Consider the following 20,603-nt stretch of genomic DNA (forward strand, 5'->3'; position numbering starts at 1 on the left):
GCCGAGTCCGCAGCGATCTCAACGGCACACCCGTCCATGAGGGGGTCCTGTTATCTGTTCTCATCGAGGGTCACGGTGACGTCGGCGGTCTTGCCGTCCCTCATATATGTGATCTTGACCTGTTGGCCCGGTTTGAAACCTCTGACCTGCCCGACAACGGTATCGCCTCCGTCAACCGCCTTGTCGCCGATTTTGGTGATGAGGTCGCCCTGCTGCAGTCCGGCCTTCTCCGCCGGGCTTCCGGCGGTCACCTGACGGACGAGGGCTCCCGGCACGTCGCCCGTCGCGTCGGTGACGCTCACGCCGAGGAAGGCGTGGCTGACCTTGCCGTTGCGGATGAGCTGGTCGGAGACCTGCTTGGCGGTGTTGACGGGGATGGCGAAGCCGACGCCGCCGCCCGCGGCCTCGGAGGCGATGGCGGTGTTGATGCCGACCAGTTCGCCCGCCGCGTTCACCAGCGCGCCGCCGGAGTTGCCCGGGTTGATGGAGGCGTCGGTCTGGATGGCGCCGCCGATCGTCGTGGGCGCGCTCTGCTGCTGCTGTTCCTGACCCCAGCCGGGCGGGATCTGCTGCCGCTGGTCGTTGCCGAGGTTGAGGGTGCGGTCGAGGGCGCTGACGATGCCGGCCGTGACGGATCCGTCCAGGCCGAGCGGGCTGCCGATGGCGAGCACGGCGTCGCCGACCTTGAGCTGGTCGCTGTCGCCGAGCGTGGCCTTGGTCAGCCCCGAGACGCCTTCCGCCCTGATGACGGCGAGGTCGGTGGCGGGGTCGGTGCCGACGACGGTGGCCTTGGCCGTCTTGCCGTCGCTGAACTTGACGGTCATCTGACCGCCCTGCCCCGCGCCCACGGCGACGTGGTTGTTGGTGAGGATGAGCCCGTCCTCCGACAGCACCACGCCCGAGCCCTCACCGGTCTGTCCCTGGATCATGACGACGGTGGGCTGCACCTTGGCCGCGACCTCGGCCACGGTGAGCGGGTCACCGGCCGACTTGAAGACCGGGCTCGGCGTGTTGGCGCTGCTGCTGGCCACCGGTTCGGGCTGGAACGAGGTGGCGACGACGGCCCCCACGGCGCCGCCGCCGATCGCCATGGCGGCCATGGCGAGCCCCGCGACGACCTTCTGGCCGGTGGTGAACCGGTGCTTGAGTGGAGGCGCGGCCGGGGGTGGTGGCGGCATCTCCATGGCGATCGTGTCGCGCCGGGGGAAGCCCCCGGGGCGCGGCGGGGCGGATCCGAACTGGCTCCACCCACCGGCGCCCTTCTCCTGCGGGCCCTGCTCGTGAGGCTCGTTCGCGTTCATCTGTCATCTCCTCGAATCCCGATGAATCAAGGATGTCAAGTCCCGCGTAAGAGCTGGTTAAGGGGATGATTCCGGGAGGCGGCGGCGTCTGACGACGGCCTTATCGATCGAGGTGGGACGACCGCCGCCGGCCGGAAAAAGCGGCAAGATTTTTACTTTCCCGCCGGCCAGTACTCGTCCCTGAGCAGGCGCTTGTAGAGCTTGCCCGTCGGGTGGCGGGGCAGCTCGGGCCGGAAGTCCACCGATTTGGGGCACTTGTAGTGGGCCAGCCGCTCGCGGCAGTACGCGATCAGCTCCGCCTCAAGCTCCGGCCCGGCCTCGTCCATGGACACCGGCTCGACCACGGCCTTGACCTGCTCGCCCATCTCCTCGTCCGGCACCCCGAAGACCGCGACGTCGGCCACCTTCGGGTGGACCGACAGCACGTTCTCGGCCTCCTGCGGGTAGATGTTCACACCGCCGGAGATGATCATGTACGAGCGGCGGTCCGTGAGGTACAGGAAGCCCTCCTCGTCGAGGTAGCCGATGTCGCCCAGCGTGGTCCAGCCCCGGCCCTTGGGGTCCTGGGCGGAGCGGGTCTTGCCCGGGTCGCCGTGATACTCGAACCGGCCGCCGTTCTCGAAGTAGATGGTGCCGTGCTCGCCGGCCGGCAGGTCGTCGCCGTCCTCGTCGCAGATGTGCACGACGCCGAGCAGCGAGCGTCCGACGGTGCCCTTGTGCCGCAGCCAGTCGCCGGGGCCGACGTAGAGGAAACCGTTGCCCTCGGTGCCCGCGTAGTACTCGTGGACGATCGGGCCCCACCAGTCGATCATCTGCTCCTTGACGGGGACGGGGCAGGGGGCGGCGGCGTGGATCGCGTAAGCGAGCGAGGAGAGATCGTACTTTTTCCGGATCTCTGGCGGCAGCTTGAGCATCTTGATGAACATCGTCGGGACGAGCTGCGAGTGCGTCACGCCGTACCGCTCCACCAGCGCCAGGTACTGCTCGGGGTCGAAGCGCTCCATCACCACCACCGTGGCCCCGAGCCGCTGGAACGTCAGGCTGTAGCGCAGCGGCGCGGCGTGGTACAGCGGCGCGGGCGAGAGGTAGACGCTGTCGGCGGACGGCGCGAACAGGCCCTGGATGAGCTTGAACAGCATGCCGGGCTCGTCCAGCGGGCCGTGCGAGGAGGTCAGCTTGACGCCCTTCGGGCGGCCCGTGGTGCCCGAGGAGTAGAGCATGTCGCCGCCCGTGCACTCGTCCTCGACGGGGGTGACCGGCTGCCCCGCCACCGCCTCCTCGTACGACGTGAAGCCGTCGGCCACGCCGTCCAGCATGAGCCGCAGCTCGACGCCCGGCGTGGCGGCGGTGATCGAGGTGGCGACGCCGGCCAGGTCCGCGCTGGAGATGAACACCCGGGCGCCGCAGTTGCCGACGATGTAGGCCAGTTCGTCGGCCTGCAGCCGCGAGCTGACCGGCGTGTAGTACAGGCCCGAGCGGTGCGCGGCCCAGGCGACCGCCAGGAAGAGGGGGTGGTTGGCGAGCATGAAGGCGACGTGGTCGCCCGGCCGCAGCCCCGCCGCGCGGAACAGGTGGGCCAGCCGGTTCGACTCCTCGTCCAGCTCGCGGTAGGTGACGACCCGGCCGGAGCCCGCCATGATCACAGCGGGCTTGTCGGGGGTGACTGCTGCGATGACTCCCGGATGCATGATTAGAACAGTATTCGGTTGATCGCCCGCCGCGCCAGGATCCTCCCGCGAACGAACCCCGGCGCGCTGCTCCGGCGCGTCGGAACCCGTCCGGGAACGACGGAAGCCGCGGCCTCCTCGTCGAGGCCGCGGCTTCGCGGTGTTTTTTCGCGGTGTTTTTCGCGGTGTGCCGGTGAAAGGCGATCAGACGGCCGCGTGGTACACGTCCTGCCAGCCGGAGTAGTGGCCGGTCGGACGGTGGTGGCCGCCCCGGCTCACGTTGACGTAGATGTGCGCGGCGTTCTTACCGTGGAAGGAGGAGTGCCCGCGGTGCTTGCCGCACTGGGAGAAGGTCCTGAAGTACGAGGAACCGTTGTGGTTGACGACCTTGAACGTCTCCCACGCGCACTTGTTCTTGCCCCACCACTTGTCGTTCTGCAGCGTGCTGTGCACGGAGTAGAAGGAGTCGAAACGCCACTCCCACACCTTCTTCTTGAACGTCTTCACGACCCACTTGCAGTGCCGGTGACCCTTGTGGTCCTTGCGGCACTCGCGCTTCTTGACGACGTCCGTCTTCCAGTACCAGTGCTTGAACCGCTTCTTCTCGACGGACACGTGACCATAGGCCTTCGCCTTGTGGTCGGCGGAGAAATAGGGTCCCCAGCCGTCGTAGGAGGAAGCGGCGGTTGTTGCGGATGTGGTGGACGCGTTCGCCGCGACGGGCGCGCCGATCGCGACCACGGCGGCGGCGGTGAAGCCGAGCAAAATCCGGGACACGAATTTCACTGGGTGCCTCCTCGGGAGAGGTTGACTGACACCGCATTGGTACGCCCACCGCATTGCGCCCCACTTACAAAGCACTTAATACGATCAAGCGTCGGATAATGTGATATTCCCGATCATGTCCGCGATTGTGCAATATCATTCCGCGGGAATGACCGAGCCCTCGTACTTCTGCTTGATGAAGTCCTTGACCTTCTGGTCCTGGAGCAGCTTGCCGAGGGTGACGATGTTCGGGTCCTTCTCGTGGCCGGCCGGGACGACCAGGCCGTTGACGTACGGGTTGCCCTCGGTCTTCTCCAGCACCAGCGCCTGCGTGGCGGGCTTCAGCCCGGCCTCGATGGCGTAGTTGCCGTTGATCACCGCGGCGTCGACGTCCTCCAGCGAGCGCGGCAGCTGGGCCGCCTCCAACGGCTTGAACTGCAGCTTCCTGGGGTTGTCGACGACGTCGCGCTCGGTGGCCGCGGTCCCCGCGCCGTCCTTGAGCTTGATCACGCCGTTGTCGGCGAGCAGCTTGAGCGAGCGGCCCAGGTTGGTGGCGTCGTTCGGCAGCGCCACGGTCGCGCCGGCGGCCAGCGCCGTCACGTTCGTGATCTTCTTGGAGTACAGGCCGAGCGGCTCCAGGTGGACCGGCGCGACGAAGGTCAGGTCGGTGCCCTTGGAGGCGTTGAAGTCGTCCAGGTACGGCTTGTGCTGGAAGAAGTTGGCCGTGAGCTGGCCCTCCTGCAGCTGCACGTTCGGCTGCACGTAGTCGGTGAACTCCACGACCTCCAGCTTGAGCCCGGCCGCCGGGGCCAGGTTCTGCTTGACGAAGTCGAGGATCTCCCCGTGCGGCACCGGGTTGGCACCCACCTTGATCACGGCGTCGGCACCCTCGGCGGCTGCGGCGCCGGTGCCGGTGGCGGACTGCGACGTACCGCATGCGGCGAGCGACAGAGCCAGCGCGACGGCACCTACAAAGCGGTGAATTCTCATGATTTTCCTTACTTGTGCGAAAGGCGCCGGGCGACCCAGTCGCCCAGGCTCTGCAGCAGTTGCACGATGACGAGCAGCAGGACGACGGTCACGATCATCAGGAGCGTCTCGAAGCGCTGGTAGCCGTAGCGGACGGCGAGGTCCCCCAGCCCGCCCCCGCCGAGCGTGCCGGCCATGGCGGAATAGCCGATGAGCGCCACCACGGTCACGGTCAGCCCGGCGATCAGGCCGGGCAGCGCCTCGGGCAGCAGCACCTTGCGCACGATCGTGGCCCGGCTGGCGCCCATGGCCTGGGCGGCCTGCACCACGTCCGCGCCGACCTCGCGCAGCGCCGTCTCGACCAGCCGGGCGAAGAACGGCACCGCACCCACGGTCAGCGGCACCACGAACGCGGCCGTCCCGATGGTGGTCCCGACCACGAGCCGGGTGAACGGGATGATCGCGATCATCAGCACGATGAACGGCAGCGACCGCCCGACGTTCACCACGAACCCGAGCCCCGACTTCAGCGCCGGGACCGGCCGCAGCCCGCCCCGGTCGAACACCACGAGCGCCACGCCCAGCGGCAGCCCGAGCAGCAGGGTGAACAGCGTCGACCACCCGACCATCAGCGCGGTCTCGACGGTCGCCGGCCCGAGCAACGGCAGCATCTCTTCCCAGGTCACGCGGCCTCCCCCGCCCTTTCGACGATCAGCCCGCATTCACGCAGGTAGGAAAGCGCCGCCCCTGTGTCCGCGCCCTCCAGCGCGACACGCAACCGGCCCACCGAGCCCCCCGCGAGGTCCTCGATGGAGCCGCCGAGGATGCTGAGGTCCACGTCGAACTTCCGCACCACCTCCGAGACCACGGGCTGGCGCGGGTCGCCGGTGAACGTGAGCGTCACCGAGCCGACCGGCCCTGGTTCGGGCAGCGGGAAGATCTCCCTGGTCAGGCGGGAGCCGGGCGTCCTGATCAGATCGGCGATGGCGCCGGACTCCTCGATCCGGCCGCCGGTCATGATGGCGACCGAGTCGCAGACGCTCTTGACCACGTTCATCTCGTGGGTGATGAGCAGGATCGTCAGGCCGAGCTCGGTGTTGAGCCGTTTGAGCAGGGCGAGGATCGACTGCGTGGTGGCCGGGTCGAGCGCCGAGGTGGCCTCGTCCGACAGCAGCACCGCCGGGTTGCCGGCCAGCGCCCTGGCGATGCCGACGCGCTGCTTCTGGCCGCCCGAGAGCTGGTGCGGGCGGTCCTTGCCGCGGCCGTCCAGGCCGACGAGCTCCAGCAGCTCGGCGACGCGGCGCTCGCGCTCGGCCGCGGGCACGCCCATGACCTCCAGCGGGAAGGCGACGTTGCCGGCGACCGTGCGCGAGGAGAGCAGGGCGAAGTGCTGGTGGATCATGCCGATGCGCTGCCTGGCCCGGTTGAGCTCCCGGCTGCCGAGCGCGGTCAGGTCCTGGCCCGCGACGGTGACGGTGCCCGCGGTGGGGCGTTCGAGCAGGTTGACGCAGCGCAGGAGCGTGCTCTTGCCGGCGCCGCTCTGGCCGAGCACGCCGTAGATCTCGCCTTCGCGCACGTGCAGGTCGACGCCGTCGAGCGCGACGGTGTCGCCGTACTGCTTGCGCAGGCCGGAAGCCTGGATCACGGAGAATCCCCACGACTGAGGGCGGCCTGTGGCGGGGCCGCGGAAACGTACATCACCTGGAAGGAAAGAGCCCGGGAGGCTCAGCGGGTGCCGGGGTGGAACGGCAGGTGGCTCAGCCTGCGCAGCACGTAACCAGGTGTGATCATGACGACCTTCGGAGAGAACGGGCGGACGGGTTGCTTCAACGGGCCGGCATTCGCCCCGTACACGCACGGCGATCCAGGGCGCCTCCTGGGGCGCTGCTCGCGGTCGCGGTTGCCTCGTTCACGCCCTAGGTAACGGCCGGGCGATTTCCGCTATTCCCCGTCGGTTTCGTGATCTGTGTCACGCTCCGCTACTTCACACTACGGTACGAGCGCCGTTACTTCCGGCGCAGGCGCATCGCCAGGCGCACGATGAGGAACACCACGGCGCCGATCACCAGCAGCTGGAGAAGTTCCGGGACGCCCATGTTGCCCATATCGCTCCTAATGCCGGAAGGTGACATGAGGGAGAACGTGCGCGGCGCGCTCCATAGTTCCCAAAGAGGGCCCCGTGATCAGAAGATCACGAGGCCCTCTCAGCCGGACGGTCAGGCGGCCACGGAGGTCGAGGCGACCGAGGCCGGGGCGAGCGCGATGTCCAGGACCTCGCGCACGTCGCTGACCGCGTGGATGGTCAGCTCGGCGCGGACCTCCTCGGGCACGTCGTCCAGGTCGGGCTCGTTGCGGGCCGGGATGAGGACGGTCGTGATGCCCGCCCGGTGCGCCGCCAGCAGCTTCTGCTTGACGCCGCCGATCGGCAGCACCCGCCCGGTCAGCGAGATCTCACCCGTCATGGCCACGTCGCCGCGCACCAGCCGCCCGGACAGGAGCGAGGCCAGCGCCGTCGTCAGGGTCACACCGGCGGAGGGCCCGTCCTTCGGCACGGCGCCCGCGGGGAAGTGGACGTGCACCGAGCGGTCCTTCAGCGCGGTGACCGGCAGCTCCAGCTCCGCGCCGTGCGAACGCAGGTAGGACAGGGCGATCCTGGCCGACTCCTTCATCACGTCGCCGAGCTGGCCGGTCAGGGTGAGCCCGGTCTCGCCGGTCTCCGGGTCGGCCAGCGACGCCTCCACGTAGAGCACGTCGCCGCCGGCCCCGGTGACGGCCAGCCCGGTGGCCACGCCCGGAACGGAGGTGCGCTGCTTGGCCTCGGGCAGCGACGACTCCGGCACGAACCTGGGCCGTCCGATGTAGTCGACCAGGTCGGCCTCGCCCACGGTGACGGGCAGCTCGCCCTTGGCGGTCACCTTGCGCAGGATCCGCGCGACCGAGCGCTCCAGCGAGCGGACCCCGGCCTCGCGGGTGTATTCGGCGGCCAGCCGGCGCAGCGCCGCGTCCTCGACCGTGACCTCCTCGGAGGTCAGCCCGGCCAGCTCCAGCTGCCTGGGCAGCAGGTGGTCGCGGGCGATGGCCACCTTCTCGTCCTCGGTGTAGCCGTCGAGGGTGACGATCTCCATGCGGTCGAGCAGCGGCCCGGGGATGGCCTCCAGGACGTTGGCCGTGGCCAGGAACAGCACGTCGGACAGGTCGAGCTCGACCTCCAGGTAGTGGTCGCGGAACGTGTGGTTCTGCGCCGGGTCGAGCACTTCGAGCAGGGCGGCCGTCGGGTCGCCGCGGTAGTCGGCGCCGACCTTGTCGACCTCGTCGAGCAGGACGACCGGGTTCATCGAGCCGGCCTCGCGGATCGCGCGGACGACGCGGCCGGGCAGCGCGCCGACGTAGGTGCGCCGGTGGCCGCGGATCTCGGCCTCGTCGCGGACGCCGCCGAGCGCGACGCGGACGAACTTGCGGCCCATCGCGCGGGCCACGGACTCGCCCAGGGACGTCTTGCCGACTCCGGGAGGGCCGGCCAGCGCCAGCACGGCGCCGCTGCGCCGGCCGCCGACCACGCCGAGGCCCTTGTCCTGGCGGCGCTTGCGCACGGCCAGGTGCTCGATGATGCGGTCCTTCACGTCGGCCAGGCCGGTGTGGTCGGCGTCGAGCACGGCCCGGGCGCCGGCGATGTCGTAGTTGTCCTCGGTGCGCTCGTTCCACGGGATGTCGAGCACGGTGTCCAGCCAGGTGCGGATCCAGCCGGTCTCGGGCGACTGGTCGGAGGTGCGCTCCAGCTTGTCGACCTCCTTGAGGGCGGCCTCGCGCACCTTCTCCGGCAGGTCGGCGGCTTCCACCCGGACCCGGTAGTCCTCTTCCTCGGTCTCGGCGGAGTCGCCGTTGAGCTCCTTGAGCTCCTTGCGCACGGCGGCGAGCTGCTGGCGCAGCAGGAACTCGCGCTGCTGCTTCTCCATGCCCTCCTGGACGTCCTTGCGGATCGTCTCGGCGACGTCGAGCTCGGCGAGGTGGTCGCGGGACCACTCGACCAGCTTGGCCAGCCGGTCGGCCGGGTCGGCCGCCTCCAGCAGCTCGACCTTCTGCGCCGTGGTCAGCCACGGGGTGTAGCCGGAGCTGTCGGCCAGCACGGACGGGTCGTCGATCTGGTTGACCTGGTCGACGACCTGCCAGGCGCCGCGCTTCTGCAGGATGGTGGTGGCCAGGACCTTGTACTCCTTGGCCAGCTCCTGGGCGCGCTCGCCGACGGCCACGGTGTCGATGGTGTCGGCCTCGACCCACAGCGCGGCGCCGGGACCGGTGGTGCCGGTGCCGACCCTGACCCGGTTGACGCCGCGCACGACGGCGGCGGGCTCGCCACCGGGGAGCCTCCCGACCTGCTCGACGACGGCCTGAACGCCGATGGCGCCGTAACGGCCGTCGATCCGGGGAACGAGAAGGACCCGTGGCTTGTTGCCACCGGATGCACGGGCCGCGTCGATCGCGGCGCGCACCTCGGAGTCGGACAGGTCCAGCGGAACCACCATGCCCGGCAGCACGACCTCGTCGTCCAGCGGCAGGACCGGGAGGATCAAGCTCTCACTCATACGAACTCCCAAGGGTTGAGTTATACCGGCTCAACTCATCGGAGCCCCATCGTGTTCCCTTCCTTGCCGATGTTCGCTCACGGCGATCGTAATCATGTAAGCGCCGCATCGAAAGCGGGTCCCGTCGTACAGTCGGCCAATGGACCCGGTTGCGCTCTTCCACGAGGTGGCGGCCACCGTGCCCGCCTACGGCAGGTTCCTCGCCGAGCAGCAGGTGGACCCCGAGAAGATCACCACGCTGGACGACTTCGCCCGCCTGCCCATGACCACGAAGGACACCTACACCCTGCGGCACCCGCTGCCCGACCTGTGCAGGAACGGCGTGATCGGGGACATGATCGCCGTCTCGTCCGGCTCCACCGGCACGCCGTCGTTCTGGCCGCGCTCGGCGGGCGACGAGCGGGTCATCGCCGAGCGGTTCGAGGAGGTGTTCAGGGACTCCTTCCAGGCCCGGGAGCGCCGGACGCTCGCCGTGGTCTGCTTCGCGCTCGGCACCTGGGTCGGCGGCCTGTTCACCCTCGGGTGCTGCCGTCACCTGGCCGAGCGCGGTTACCCGATCACCGTGGTCGCCCCGGGCTCCGACCGGCGGGAGATCGCGCGGGTGCTGCCCGAGCTGGCCCCGTACTTCGACCAGGTCGTGCTGCTCGGTTATCCGCCGTTCCTGAAGAACGTCGTCGACGGCGAGGACCTGCCCTGGGCGGAGTGGAACGTCAAGCTGGTCACGGCGGGCGAGGTGTTCAGCGAGGAGTGGCGCACGCTGGTCGCCGAGCGGGCCGGCATCGCCGACCCGGTGCGGGGCGTCGCCTCCCTGTACGGCACCGCCGACGCGGGCGTCCTGGGCAACGAGACCGCGCTGTCGGTCGGCATCCGCCGTTTCCTGGCCGCCCGCCCCGGCCTGGCCAGGGAGTTGTTCGGGGAGTCCAGGCTGCCCACCCTCGTCCAGTACGACCCGGACGTCCGCTACTTCGAGGAGCACCAGGGCACGCTGCTGTTCTCCGGCGACAACGGCGTGCCGCTCGTCCGCTACCACATCGCCGACGAGGGCGGCGTGCTGCCGTACGAGGAGCTGCTGGGGTTCGTCCGCGCCCACGGCTACCGGCCGGAGCGGGAGGGCCCCGAGCGGCCCTTCGTGTACGTCTTCGGCCGCAGCCACTTCACGGTGTCCTACTACGGCGCGAACGTCTACCCGGAGAACATCGCGATCGGCCTGGAGCAGGCGGAGGTGAGCGGGTCGGTCACCGGCAAGTTCGTGCTGGAGGTGGCCGAGGACGAGCGGCACGACCGGCACCTGACGGTGACGGTGGAGCTGGCGCCGGGCGAGCGGCCCTCCGAGGAGATCGCCCAGGCGGCGGGCGCGTCGATCCTGGCCCAGCTGCTCCGGCTGAACAGCGAGTTCGCCGCGTACGTGCCGGCCGGACGGCAGATGCCGTTCGTCCGGCTGCGGGAGGCCGGCGACCCCGACTACTTCCCGCCGGGCGCCAAGCACCGCTACACCCGGTAGGACCCGGTAGGGCCTACGTGGGGGTGAGGGCGGCGTCGATGCGCGACTCCGCCCAGGGCACCATGAGGAAGCCGCGCTTGACCGTCAGCACCTGCACACCCGCCGTCCACGAGTGGATCCCCGGCACCGCGGCCAGCGTGCGGGAGGTGAAGTGGTGCAGGTCGGCGGTGGTGGGCACAATCACCTCGCAGACCAGCGAGGCCTGCCCCAGCGTGGAGGCGATCATGCGGACGCCGCGCTCGCCGGCCAGCCGCTCGGCCACGCTCTCCTGCATGCTCGGCTCGACCGTCAGCCACAGCAGGATCTCGGCCTCGTAGCCGAGCGCCGCCGCCGGGATGAAGGTGGTGACGCTGGCGCAGCCCCGGTCGAGCATGGACTCCAGCCGCCGCCTGGCGGTGCTCTCGCTGATGCCGAGGCGGCGGCCGACGGACTGGAAGCTGGCCCGGCCGTCCTCCCGCAGGGCGGCCAGCACCTCGCGGTCGACGTCGTCGAGGTGGCCGCGTTCGCAGGTGTGGACGGGCCGGTGCAGTGCGAACGGCGCCGCCTTCTCGCCCAGGACGGGCACGCTCCAGTCGTAGCTCACCTTGTACGTGTGCAGCACCAGGTCGGCGTTGCTCTGCTGCGCCCCCGGCACGGAGTGCACGTAGTCGACCAGCATCGAGTAGAGGTCGCGGTGCTTGGGCGCGACCAGCTCGAAGACGATGTCGTAGCCGCCGGTGACGATGGTGACGTATCGGATGTCCGGATTTTTCGCCAGAAGCCCGGCCACTCTGAGCTGGCTGCCGGGCGCACAGGTCAGCCGCACCAGGAACACGTGGATCGGCCCCTCGTGCTCCAGGTGCGGCAGCACCGCCACGCGGGCCAGGCCCGCGCCCATGAGGTGCTGGGCCCGCCGCGCCACCGTGGTGGTGGAGATGCCGAGCAGCTGGGCGATGTCGGTCCAGCTGGCACGGCCGTTCACATGGAGCGCGGCGAGAATCCTGCGGTCCAGGTCGTCGAGATCATCCATCGGAGGCATCATCGCGCGTTCAGCCCCGGTCGCGCACCTCGGACAGGAAGCCGCGCACGGTGGCCTCCCACAGTTCGGCCTCCTCGACCTGCGGCGAGTGCCCGGACTTCTCGAAGATCCGCAGCTCGGAGCCGGGGATCAGGCCGGCGATGGTGCGGCTGCACTCGACGGGGGTGATCCAGTCGTGGCGGCCGACGGTGATCAGGGTCGGCGCGGTGATGCCGGGCAGGAGGTGCTTGATGTCGTAGTTCGGCTGGTTGACGGCGAAGGCGTAGTTGTGGGTGGCGTAGTGGTAGGGCGTGGCGGCCACGCGCTGCTCCACCGCGCCGGGGTCGTAGTCGTGGTCGTACAGGGGGAGGATCTCGCGCCAGCAGTCGCGCAGGTCGTCGTCGTCGCGCACGGTGCCGGACATGATCCGGTCGAGCTTGGCCCGGTCGATGGTGACCCGGGAGGAGGCGGCGGCGTTGCGGATGGCCAGGTCCTGGTTGGCGTTGTCGGCGGAGGTGTCGCGCAGCACGACGGCGCTGACCCGGTCGGGGTGACGGGCGGCGTACTCCATGGCGATGAAGCCGCCGTAGGAGCCGCCGGCGATGACGACGCGCTCGACGCCGAGCCACCGGCGCAGGCCCTCGACGTCGGCGACCCACTGCTCGTGGGTGAACGGGCCGTTCTGCCCGCTCTGTCCTGATCCCCGGGCGTCGAAGACGACCACCTTGTACGCGTCCGCGAGCCGGCCGAAGCTGCTCCTGGGCTCGGCGAGCGAGCCGAGGCCCGGCGCGCCGTGGTGGGCGATGATGACGTCGTCGCCCTCGCCGAGGACTTCGACGTTGAGCCGGTTGCCGTTGATGTCGACGAACAAGACGGTCCTTCCAGAACAGATGATCAGATGATGACGTCGGTGAGCTCGCGCGGGTACGCCGTCAGCCGGCGCGGCCCTGACTCGGTGACCAGGACGGTGTCGGAGATGCGGTATCCGGCGTGGCCGGGCACGTAGACCCCGGGCTCGCTGGACAGGATCATGCCGGGGGCCAGCTCGGTCGTGTCGCCGTAGGACAGCCAGGGCGGCTCGTGGAAGCCGAGCCCGATGCCGTGCCCCTGCCGGTGCCTGATGTGCTCGGCGAGCCCGGCCCGCTCGATCACCGCCAGGCAGCGGCGGTTGGCCTCCTCGCAGGTGATGCCGGGGACGAGAGCCTCGGTGCCGGTCTCCTGCGCCTCGCGGACGACCTCGTAGTAGCGGGCCTGCTCGGGGGTGGGCTCGCCGATGACGAACGTGCGCTCGCTCTCCACGAACCGGCCGCCGACGGCGCAGCCGAGCGAGAGCATGAACGTCTCCCCCGCGCGCAGCCGGTCGCCGCCGGGCAGGCGGTGCGGCTGGGCGGAGTTGGGACCGCCGTAGACGAGGCCGCCGGTCAGCATGGGCACGACGACGACGTCCTCGTGCCTGGCGTACATGAGGCGGGAGCCGTGGGAGATGACGTGCCCGGCCAGCTCGGTCTCGGTGGGCAGCTCGCCGCCCGCCTCGACGGCCGACCTGACCAGCTCGACGCCGGCCTCGATCATCTGGTCGGCGATGCGGGCGGCCTCCTCGTGCAGCGTGATCTCCTCGTGCAGCTTGCGCAGCCGCACCCGGCCGAGCGCGCCCGAGGCGCTCCAGCGGGTCGAGGGGAACGCCTCGGCCAGCGCCTCCACCCGGCCCACGCTGGTCGAGGGCGCGTACGCGGCGGCGCCGGGAGCGGGGACGTGCGCGGCCAGGACCGCGAACGGCGACCTGACGCCGGGGAACTCGGGGTAGGCCACGATCTCGGCCCGCGCCCGCTGGTCCAGGGCGTACTCGCGTTCCAGGTCGGGCACGAGCAGCACGGGCTCGCCGTCGAGCGGCAGCCAGCAGGCGACCGGCCGCTCGTTCGGGAAGTGGTGGAAGCCGGTGAGGTAGGCGACGTCGAGCGGGTCGTCGAGGATCAGGGCGGACAGGCCCTCGCGGGACATCTCCGCTCGTACCCGGTCGAGCGCGCCCGCGTAGAAGGCGCCGGGCAGCCGCTGGGAGAAGGTCATGTGTCGCTCCTGTGGTTGCGGGCGTCGTTGTAGGCCACGGAGAGCAGCGTCGTGGACAGGACGAGCAGCAGGATGGCCAGCGACGGGAACAGGGTGGTCCACCAGGCGGAGGCCAGCGCGCCGGACTGCTGGGCCTTGTGCAGGATCGTGCCCCACGACCAGCTGTTCGGGTCGCCGAGCCCGAGGAAGGAGAGCCCGGCCTCGGACAGCACGGCGCGGGAGGTGGTCAGCACGACGGACACGCCGACGACGGGGACGACGCCGGGCAGCAGGTGCTTGCGCACGATCCACAGGGACGAGCCGCCGACGACCTTGGCCGCCGACACGAACGGCATCGGCACGATGGCCAGGGCCTGCGAGCGCACCACGCGGGCCACCTCGGGCCAGCTGAACAGCGCGATCACCACGGCCAGCGTGCGCACGCTGGGCCCGGCCAGCGCCGCGACGAGGATCATCAGCGGCAGCACGGGCAGCGACAGCGACAGGTCCACCAGCACGCCGAGCGGGGTGTCCAGGCGGCGGAAGTAGGCGGCGCAGACGCCGATGAGCAGGCCGATGACGATGGCCAGCACGGAGGCGCTGACGCCGACCGCCATGCTGACCCTGGTGCCCCAGACGACCTGGGCGAAGACGTCCTGGCCGATGTCGTCGGTGCCGAACCAGTGGGCGGAGGAGGGCGGCTGGGAGGTGTCGGCGCCGTACCCCTCGGGGAAGGGCGCGATCAGCGGCGCGCAGATCGCGACCAGGGCCAGCAGGAGCAGCAGCAGCCCGCTGGCCACGCCGAGAGGGTTGCGGCGGAAGGAGGACCAGGTCCGCCGGCGCGGCGTGAGTTCCACGGCGGCTGCCGTCATGAGGTACGCACCCTGGGGTCGAGGATTCCGTAGGCCACGTCGGTGATCAGGTTGGCCGCCACCACGGCGGCCGCGAGCAGCACGAACGCGCCCTGCAGGACGGGGAAGTCGAGCTGGCCGACGGCCTCGTAGATGGCGCGGCCGATGCCGGGATAGGCGTAGATCGTCTCGGTCAGCACCGCGCCGCCGACGAGGGTGCCGAGCTGCAGCCCGGCGATCGTGGTGGTGGGCAGCAACGCGTTGCGCAGCGCGTGCTTCCACACGACCTTCCCCCGCCGCACGCCCTTGGCCTTGGCCAGGGAGACGTAGTCCTCGCCGAGCGCCTCGATGAGCGTGGTCCGCATCGTCAGCACGTAGCCGCCGAGCTGGATGAAGACCAGCGACAGGCACGGCAGCACCAGGTGGTGCAGCATGCTGAGCGTGGCGCCCAGGCCGGTGGCGTCGAGGTCGACCGCCCCGCCGATGGGGAACCAGCCGAGCCAGACGCCCAGCACGTACATGAGCAGGATGCCGACGCTCGGCACGAACAGCGACTGCGCGGTGACGCCGGTGAGCTGGATGACGCGGTCCAGCCAGCCCTTGGCCCTGGTGGCGGCGAGCACGCCGAGCGGGATGCCCAGCGCGATCGTCACCACCATGGCCGAGATCGTCAGGATCAGCGTCCACGGCAGCCGTTCCATGAGCACGGTCGTCACGGGGATCGACTGGCGGAAGGACATGCCGAGGTTGCCCTGCACGAGCTGGCCGAGATAGTCGAGGTACTGCGCCGCCAGCGGCTTGTCCAGGCCGAAGTCGGCCAGCAGCTTCTGACGCAGTTCCTCGGTCATGTTCGGATCGGCCACGGCCAGCACCGGATCTCCTGGCAGCAGACGGACCAGGAAGAACGTCACCGTGACCGCGAACCAGAGGGTGAGCAGGCCGCGGGCCAGCCGGAGGCCGATGAAGCGCATGCCGATCAGCCCGCCGGCTTCGCCGCGGCCAGGGAGAGCGGGTTCAGGATGGACAGCAGCTCGCTGGGCATCGGCTGGAACCCGGTCCACTTGGCGGAGTGGGCGACGTTGAACGTCTCGACGTACAGGACGTTGTCGTAGACCTGGTCGTGGATCATCCGGGCCGCCTCCTGGATCGGCGGCTTGGCCTCCTCCTGGGTGAGCGCCCGCTGCGCCTGGTCGATCAGGTCGTCCAGCTTGGGATCCTCGACCTGGGCGTAGTTGATGAACCCGCCGCTCTTGAAGGCCAGCCCCAGGTTGGCGGGCGGGTTGTCCATGACCGCCCACGAGCCAGCGTAGATGTCGAAGTCCCGCTTGGTGGTCTTGTCCAGGTACGTGTTGCGCTCCAGGCCCTGCAACTCGATCGTGATCCCGGCCTTCTTGGCCGCGTCGCGGACCATGGGCGCCCAGCGGGCGATGTTCGGGTCGGCCTGGTCGTAGATCATGCCCAGGCGCAGGTTCGTCTGCCCGGCCTCGGCCAGCAGCTTCTTGGACTGCTCGGGGTCGAAGGCGTACTCCTTCGAGGCCTGGTCGGTCCACTGGGGCAGCGAGGGCGTCAGCACGCTGGAGTTGGAGGACTTGGCGAAGCCCTTCAGCGCGATGTTCCTGATCGCCTCGTAGTCCACGGCGTGGGCCAGCGCCTGGCGGACGCGGACGTCGTCGAGCGGCTTGCGCTTGGTGTTGTACTGCAGGTGCGCCCAGCCCAGCGACGGGATCTCCTGCAGCTTGACCGCGGTGTCGCTCTTCAGCTCGGTCGCGGTGGCCGGCGGCAGCACGTTGCCGATCATGTCGATCTCGCCGTTGCGCAGCGCCAGGACCTCGGTGTTGACGTCGGGGAAGACGCGGAAGACGACCTGCTTGACCGTGGGCTTGCCGGGCCCGAAGTCGTCCACCCGGTCCATGATGTAGCGCTGGCCGCGCTCGACCTTGGTCAGCTTGAACGGGCCGGCGCTGACCCAGTCCTTGTCGTTGGCGAACTTCTGCACGCTCGGCGCCTTGGAGAAGACGTCCTCGGGCACGACGGGCAGCCAGAAGCCCACGTTGTCGAGGAACGTCCCGTCGGGGCGGCTGAGCTTGAAGCGCACCTCGGTCGGCGAGACCGCCTCGGCCTCGTCCAGCGCGGTGATGAGCCCGGCCACCACGCCGAACTTCTCCTTCTGCACCGCCGTCACCGAGAACACGACGTCGGAGGCGGTGACCGGCTTGCCGTCGGACCACTTCATGTCGTCGCGCAGCTTGGCGGTGGCGGTCTTGCCGTCCTCGGAGTAGGACCATTCGGTCGCCAGGTACGGGATCCGCTTGCCGGTGGCGTCCATCTGGGTCAGCTTCGGGTACATGAGGTCGGTGACCCACGAGTCCGTCCGGCTGTTGCCGACCAGCGGGTTGTAGTTGACCACGTCGGCGGTCGTGCCGATGGTCAGCCGGTCGGCGCTGGCGGGCGCCTGCGCGCCGGGAGAGCCGGAGGAGCCAGAGGAGCCGGGCACGCTGGGAGCGCAGGCCGTAAGCGCGACGGCCAGCGCGGTGAGAAGGACCGCACGTCTCATCAGATCCAGACCTCTTCCAGCACGCGCATGACATTGCCGCCGACGACCTTGGTGATCTCGTCGTCGGAGTAACCGTGGGTGACGAGCCACGAGATGATGTTCCAGAAGCACTCGGCCGGGTTCTCCAGGCCGTCCACGTACGGGACCTTCTCGTACGCCTGGCCCGCGTGGGCCTCGTTGAGCGACAGGTGCTCGGCGAACGTGTCGTGCAGCCCCACGTGGTCGCCGAACAGCGTGTCGGGCCCGAAGGCCACGTGGTCGATGCCGACCAGGTCTACACAGTACGTGAAGTGGTCCATCACCGACTCCAGGCTGTGCCGGGGGTGGTCGGGCGACAGCGTGGTGTGCGGGGCCGCCTCCAGGCCGATCACGCCGCCGCGCTCGGCCGCGGCCTTGATGACCGAGTCCGGCTTCATCCGGTTCGTCGGCCAGACGGAGCGGGCGCCCGCGTGGGTGATGAGGATCGGCCGCTCGGAGTGGCGGATCGTGTCGAGCGAGGTCTGGTCGCCGGAGTGGGAGACGTCGATGGCGATGCCCAGCTTGTTCATCCGGCGCACGGCCTTCTCGCCGAACAGCGTCAGCCCGCCGTCGCCGCGCTCCTTCAGGCCGCTGCCCAGGGTGTTGGCCTCGCTGTAGGCGATGCCCATCTGGCGGACGCCGAAGCCGTACAGCATGTCGATCCGGTCGACCTCGTTCTCGATCATCGTGGCCGCCTCCAGGGCGAGCACGAGGCCGATCCGGCCGCTGGCGTGCGCCTCGCGCACGTCGGCCAGGCGCTCGACCTTGATCAGGTAGTCCTGGTGGGCCAGGTCCGACAGGCGCATGCCGATGTCGGCCACCACGTCGTTCCACTTCCAGCCGGCCTGGCTGGTGATGCAGCAGGTTCCGTCCATGAGGTTGTCGAAGACGACGGTCATGCCGGAGCGGGCCAGGCCCTCGTAGCCGGTGTGGTGGCGGGCCGTGCGGTTGTAGTCCACGGTCTGGCCGATGTCGTCGGGGAAGATCGACGGGTGGTCGTGCAGGGAGACGACCAGGCTGTCGGTGAGCAGGCGACGGACGCGCTCGCTCTGCTCGGAGGTCAGCTCGGGCCCCTGGTAGGCCGGCACCCGGCCGAGCTCCGGCGCCAGGTCGAACCGGCGGTAGTCGACACCCGCCTCCAGGTATTCGTACGAACGGTAGCCCTTGTAGCTCTTCGCAGCTTCCAGCATCTGGTAACCCCTCTTGTCCAATTGCGGGCAGCTTGCCAGAATCAGGCGCGAAAGACAATATTGGAGTTGTTTTCCGGCATCACAGACTTTGTTAACGCCACGTTTCGTCATGATCATAGGAGGGGGTGCGGTGAACGAGCCACCGGTCCTGGAGATACGCGACCTGCACGTCACGTTCACCGCCCACGGACGCGAGATCCCGGCGGTGCGCGGGGTGGACCTGACCATCGAGCGCGGCCAGACGCTCGCCCTGCTCGGCGAGTCCGGCTCGGGCAAATCCGTCACCGCCAAGGCCGTCATGGGCCTGCTCGACCAGCCCGGCGCCCGGGTTCGCTGCGAGAGGGCCAGGCTCGGCGGGCGCGACCTGCTCGCGATGAGCGAGGACCAGCTGCGCGCCCTGCGCGGCAGCGAGATGACGCTCGTCTTCCAGGACGCCCTGTCGGCGCTCAACCCCGTGCTCAGCATCGGCGACCAGATCGGCGAGCTGTACCGGGTGCACCGCGGCCTGTCCCGGCGGCAGGCCAGGGCCCGCTCGATCGAGATGCTGGACCTGGTCGGCATCCCGGCCGCGGCCAGGCGCGTCGACGACTACCCGCACCAGTTCTCCGGCGGGATGCGGCAGCGGATCCTGGTCGCCATGGCCGTGGCGCTGGAGCCGGATCTGATCATCGCCGACGAGCCGACGACCGCGCTCGACGTGACCGTGCAGGCGCAGATCCTGGAGCTGATCGACCGGCTGCGCCGCGACCTGGGCACCGCGGTGCTGCTCATCACCCACGACCTCGGCGTCGCCGCCGAGGTCAGCGACCGGGTGGCGGTCATGTACGCGGGCCGCATCGTCGAACGGGGCGAGGTCGAGGCGATCTACGACCTGCCCGCGCATCCGTACACGGAGGCTCTGCTCGCCGCCATCCCCGATCTCGACACCCCCGCCTCGGAGCTGCGCGCCATCCCCGGCGCGCCGCCCAGCCCCGCCGAGACGCCGCCCGGCTGCTCCTTCGCGCCGCGCTGCGAGCGCGCGAGCGAGGTGTGCGTGACCACCAGGCCCGCCCTGACGCCGCTGCGGACCGGCGCGGGCCGGCACACCGCCTGCCACCACTCGGAGGAGATGCTCGATGGCGCCCTCGCCTGACGTCCGTGAGCCTGAGGCCCGCGAGCCCGTGCTGCGGGCCGTCGACCTGCACAAGACCTACCGCGGCGGCCTGCTGTCCAGGGGCGGCGGCGTGCGCGCGGTCGCGGGCGTGGACCTGGAGCTGTACGCCGGCGAGACGCTGGGCATCGTCGGCGAGTCCGGCTGCGGCAAGTCCACCCTGGCCCGCATGCTCGTCGGCCTCGAACGTCCCGACCAGGGCGAGGTCACCTTCCGCGGCCGGCCGTTCTTCACCAGGGGCGGCGTGCCGCGCGACATCAGGCGGCGGGTCCAGATGGTCTTCCAGGACCCGCTCACCTCGCTCAACCCGCGCATGACGGTGCACGACATCGTGGCCGAGCCGCTGCGCGTGCACCGGCTGGCGCAGGGCTCGCGCGCCATGCGCGACCGGGTCGGGGAGCTGCTGACGCTGGTGGGCCTGTCCCCCGACCGGATGAACCGGTTCCCGCACGAGTTCTCCGGCGGGCAGCGGCAGCGCATCGGCATCGCCAGGGCCCTGGCCACCGAGCCCGACGTGATCGTCTGCGACGAGCCCGTCTCGGCGCTGGACATGTCGGTGCAGGCGCAGGTCGTCAACCTGTTCGCGGAGTTGCAGCGCACACTCGGGGTGGCGCTGGTGTTCATCGCGCACGACCTGGCCGTGGTGCGGCATGTGTCGCACCGGGTGGGGGTGATGTACCTCGGGCGGGTGGCCGAGACCGGGCCGGCGGCCGGGGTGTACGGGGCGCCGGCGCATCCGTACACGATGGCGCTGCTGTCGGCGGCTCCCGTGCCGAAGCCGCGGCTGAAGGGGCGCTCGCGCATCATGCTCGCCGGGGATCCGCCGAGCCCGGTCGCGCCGCCGCCCGGGTGCCGGTTCCACACCCGCTGCTGGAAGGCCACCGAGCGGTGCGCCGAGGTGGAGCCCGTGCTGGAGCCGGGACCGGACGGCGGCGACCACCACGCCGCCTGCCACTACGCGGAGCGGGCCTCCTGAGTCACGGGTCCCGTAGGGCGTCCCGGGTCAGGGGCCCCGTC

The 20,603-nt window shown here is 70.2% G+C and carries 17 protein-coding genes; 3 read left to right on the forward strand and 14 right to left on the reverse strand.

All coding sequences use genetic code 11. The features are described 5' to 3' along the window. Window positions 1-50: 50 nt before the first annotated feature. The 7 genes from B0I32_RS28825 to lon form a co-directional block, all read right to left on the reverse strand. Window positions 51-1,301: a S1C family serine protease gene (locus B0I32_RS28825; protein WP_106245109.1), complete on the reverse strand. Its 1,251-nt coding sequence runs from the start codon at window positions 1,299-1,301 to the stop codon at window positions 51-53. A 152-nt stretch (window positions 1,302-1,453) separates the two neighbouring features. Further along, the gene (locus B0I32_RS28830; protein ID WP_106245110.1) at window positions 1,454-2,989 is read right to left on the reverse strand and encodes an AMP-binding protein; all 1,536 of its coding nucleotides are present in this window, start codon (window positions 2,987-2,989) and stop codon (window positions 1,454-1,456) included. A gap of 183 nt (window positions 2,990-3,172) precedes the next feature. Continuing rightward, on the reverse strand, window positions 3,173-3,754 hold the full coding sequence (locus tag B0I32_RS28835) for a hypothetical protein (RefSeq protein WP_146178348.1): 582 nt from the start codon (window positions 3,752-3,754) through the stop codon (window positions 3,173-3,175). Window positions 3,755-3,889: 135 nt separating this feature from the next. Further along, on the reverse strand, window positions 3,890-4,723 hold the full coding sequence (locus B0I32_RS28840; RefSeq protein ID WP_106245113.1) for a MetQ/NlpA family ABC transporter substrate-binding protein: 834 nt from the start codon (window positions 4,721-4,723) through the stop codon (window positions 3,890-3,892). Between the two features lie 8 nt (window positions 4,724-4,731). Beyond that, on the reverse strand, window positions 4,732-5,388 hold the full coding sequence (locus B0I32_RS28845) for a methionine ABC transporter permease (protein ID WP_106245114.1): 657 nt from the start codon (window positions 5,386-5,388) through the stop codon (window positions 4,732-4,734). Continuing rightward, entirely contained in the window at window positions 5,385-6,347 is a 963-nt protein-coding gene (locus B0I32_RS28850; protein ID WP_106245116.1) for a methionine ABC transporter ATP-binding protein, read from the reverse strand. The genes B0I32_RS28845 and B0I32_RS28850 overlap by 4 nt, the downstream gene beginning before the upstream one ends. A gap of 571 nt (window positions 6,348-6,918) precedes the next feature. Next, a complete protein-coding gene (gene lon, locus B0I32_RS28855) occupies window positions 6,919-9,282 on the reverse strand; it encodes an endopeptidase La (RefSeq protein ID WP_106245118.1) in 2,364 nt (787 codons plus the stop codon). A gap of 139 nt (window positions 9,283-9,421) precedes the next feature. Here lon and B0I32_RS28860 point away from each other — a divergent pair, with 139 nt between their 5' ends. Next, complete coding sequence (locus B0I32_RS28860; protein WP_106245120.1) at window positions 9,422-10,783, forward strand: phenylacetate--CoA ligase family protein; 1,362 nt, start codon at window positions 9,422-9,424, stop codon at window positions 10,781-10,783. Between the two features lie 13 nt (window positions 10,784-10,796). Here the strand turns inward: B0I32_RS28860 and B0I32_RS28865 are convergent, their stop codons facing one another. From B0I32_RS28865 to B0I32_RS28895, 7 genes are read right to left on the reverse strand one after another with little or no spacing between them, the layout of a single operon-like run. Further along, a complete protein-coding gene (locus tag B0I32_RS28865; RefSeq protein WP_181307888.1) occupies window positions 10,797-11,792 on the reverse strand; it encodes an Lrp/AsnC family transcriptional regulator in 996 nt (331 codons plus the stop codon). 19 nt (window positions 11,793-11,811) lie between these two features. After that, window positions 11,812-12,651: an alpha/beta fold hydrolase gene (locus B0I32_RS28870; protein WP_106245123.1), complete on the reverse strand. Its 840-nt coding sequence runs from the start codon at window positions 12,649-12,651 to the stop codon at window positions 11,812-11,814. Between the two features lie 23 nt (window positions 12,652-12,674). Next, complete coding sequence (locus tag B0I32_RS28875) at window positions 12,675-13,844, reverse strand: M24 family metallopeptidase (RefSeq protein ID WP_106245125.1); 1,170 nt, start codon at window positions 13,842-13,844, stop codon at window positions 12,675-12,677. After that, window positions 13,841-14,695, reverse strand: a complete 855-nt coding sequence (locus tag B0I32_RS28880; RefSeq protein ID WP_106245126.1) for an ABC transporter permease — start codon at window positions 14,693-14,695, stop codon at window positions 13,841-13,843. The genes B0I32_RS28875 and B0I32_RS28880 overlap by 4 nt, the downstream gene beginning before the upstream one ends. Beyond that, window positions 14,692-15,645 carry an ABC transporter permease gene (locus B0I32_RS28885; RefSeq protein WP_181307889.1) on the reverse strand — a complete coding sequence of 318 codons (954 nt, stop codon included), beginning with the start codon at window positions 15,643-15,645 and terminating at the stop codon, window positions 14,692-14,694. The genes B0I32_RS28880 and B0I32_RS28885 overlap by 4 nt, the downstream gene beginning before the upstream one ends. A 5-nt stretch (window positions 15,646-15,650) precedes the next feature. Next, window positions 15,651-17,228, reverse strand: a complete 1,578-nt coding sequence (locus B0I32_RS28890) for an ABC transporter substrate-binding protein (RefSeq protein WP_106245127.1) — start codon at window positions 17,226-17,228, stop codon at window positions 15,651-15,653. Further along, window positions 17,228-18,436 (reverse strand): dipeptidase, encoded by a 1,209-nt coding sequence (locus tag B0I32_RS28895; RefSeq protein WP_106245407.1) that lies wholly within the window; start codon window positions 18,434-18,436, stop codon window positions 17,228-17,230. The genes B0I32_RS28890 and B0I32_RS28895 overlap by 1 nt, the downstream gene beginning before the upstream one ends. A 130-nt stretch (window positions 18,437-18,566) precedes the next feature. Here B0I32_RS28895 and B0I32_RS28900 point away from each other — a divergent pair, with 130 nt between their 5' ends. After that, the gene (locus B0I32_RS28900; protein WP_245956095.1) at window positions 18,567-19,568 is read left to right on the forward strand and encodes an ABC transporter ATP-binding protein; all 1,002 of its coding nucleotides are present in this window, start codon (window positions 18,567-18,569) and stop codon (window positions 19,566-19,568) included. Further along, entirely contained in the window at window positions 19,552-20,562 is a 1,011-nt protein-coding gene (locus B0I32_RS28905; RefSeq protein WP_106245131.1) for an ABC transporter ATP-binding protein, read from the forward strand. The genes B0I32_RS28900 and B0I32_RS28905 overlap by 17 nt, the downstream gene beginning before the upstream one ends. Window positions 20,563-20,603 lie beyond the last annotated feature (41 nt).

Origin of the sequence: Nonomuraea fuscirosea (genome assembly GCF_003001935.1) — a bacterium.
Classification (GTDB): domain Bacteria; phylum Actinomycetota; class Actinomycetes; order Streptosporangiales; family Streptosporangiaceae; genus Nonomuraea; species Nonomuraea fuscirosea.

Bases quoted from the DNA above. Each gene is read 5' to 3' on its own strand.
- B0I32_RS28825 (WP_106245109.1), bottom strand. From the start codon at position 1,301: ATGAACGCGAACGAGCCTCACGAGCAGGGCCCGCAGGAGAAGGGCGCC.
- B0I32_RS28830 (WP_106245110.1), bottom strand. From the start codon at position 2,989: ATGCATCCGGGAGTCATCGCAGCAGTCACCCCCGACAAGCCCGCTGTG.
- B0I32_RS28840 (WP_106245113.1), bottom strand. From the start codon at position 4,723: ATGAGAATTCACCGCTTTGTAGGTGCCGTCGCGCTGGCTCTGTCGCTC.
- lon (WP_106245118.1), bottom strand. From the start codon at position 9,282: ATGAGTGAGAGCTTGATCCTCCCGGTCCTGCCGCTGGACGACGAGGTC.
- B0I32_RS28860 (WP_106245120.1), top strand. From the start codon at position 9,422: ATGGACCCGGTTGCGCTCTTCCACGAGGTGGCGGCCACCGTGCCCGCC.
- B0I32_RS28865 (WP_181307888.1), bottom strand. From the start codon at position 11,792: ATGGATGATCTCGACGACCTGGACCGCAGGATTCTCGCCGCGCTCCAT.
- B0I32_RS28875 (WP_106245125.1), bottom strand. From the start codon at position 13,844: ATGACCTTCTCCCAGCGGCTGCCCGGCGCCTTCTACGCGGGCGCGCTC.
- B0I32_RS28880 (WP_106245126.1), bottom strand. From the start codon at position 14,695: ATGACGGCAGCCGCCGTGGAACTCACGCCGCGCCGGCGGACCTGGTCC.
- B0I32_RS28885 (WP_181307889.1), bottom strand. From the start codon at position 15,645: ATGCGCTTCATCGGCCTCCGGCTGGCCCGCGGCCTGCTCACCCTCTGG.
- B0I32_RS28890 (WP_106245127.1), bottom strand. From the start codon at position 17,228: ATGAGACGTGCGGTCCTTCTCACCGCGCTGGCCGTCGCGCTTACGGCC.
- B0I32_RS28895 (WP_106245407.1), bottom strand. From the start codon at position 18,436: ATGCTGGAAGCTGCGAAGAGCTACAAGGGCTACCGTTCGTACGAATAC.
- B0I32_RS28905 (WP_106245131.1), top strand. From the start codon at position 19,552: ATGGCGCCCTCGCCTGACGTCCGTGAGCCTGAGGCCCGCGAGCCCGTG.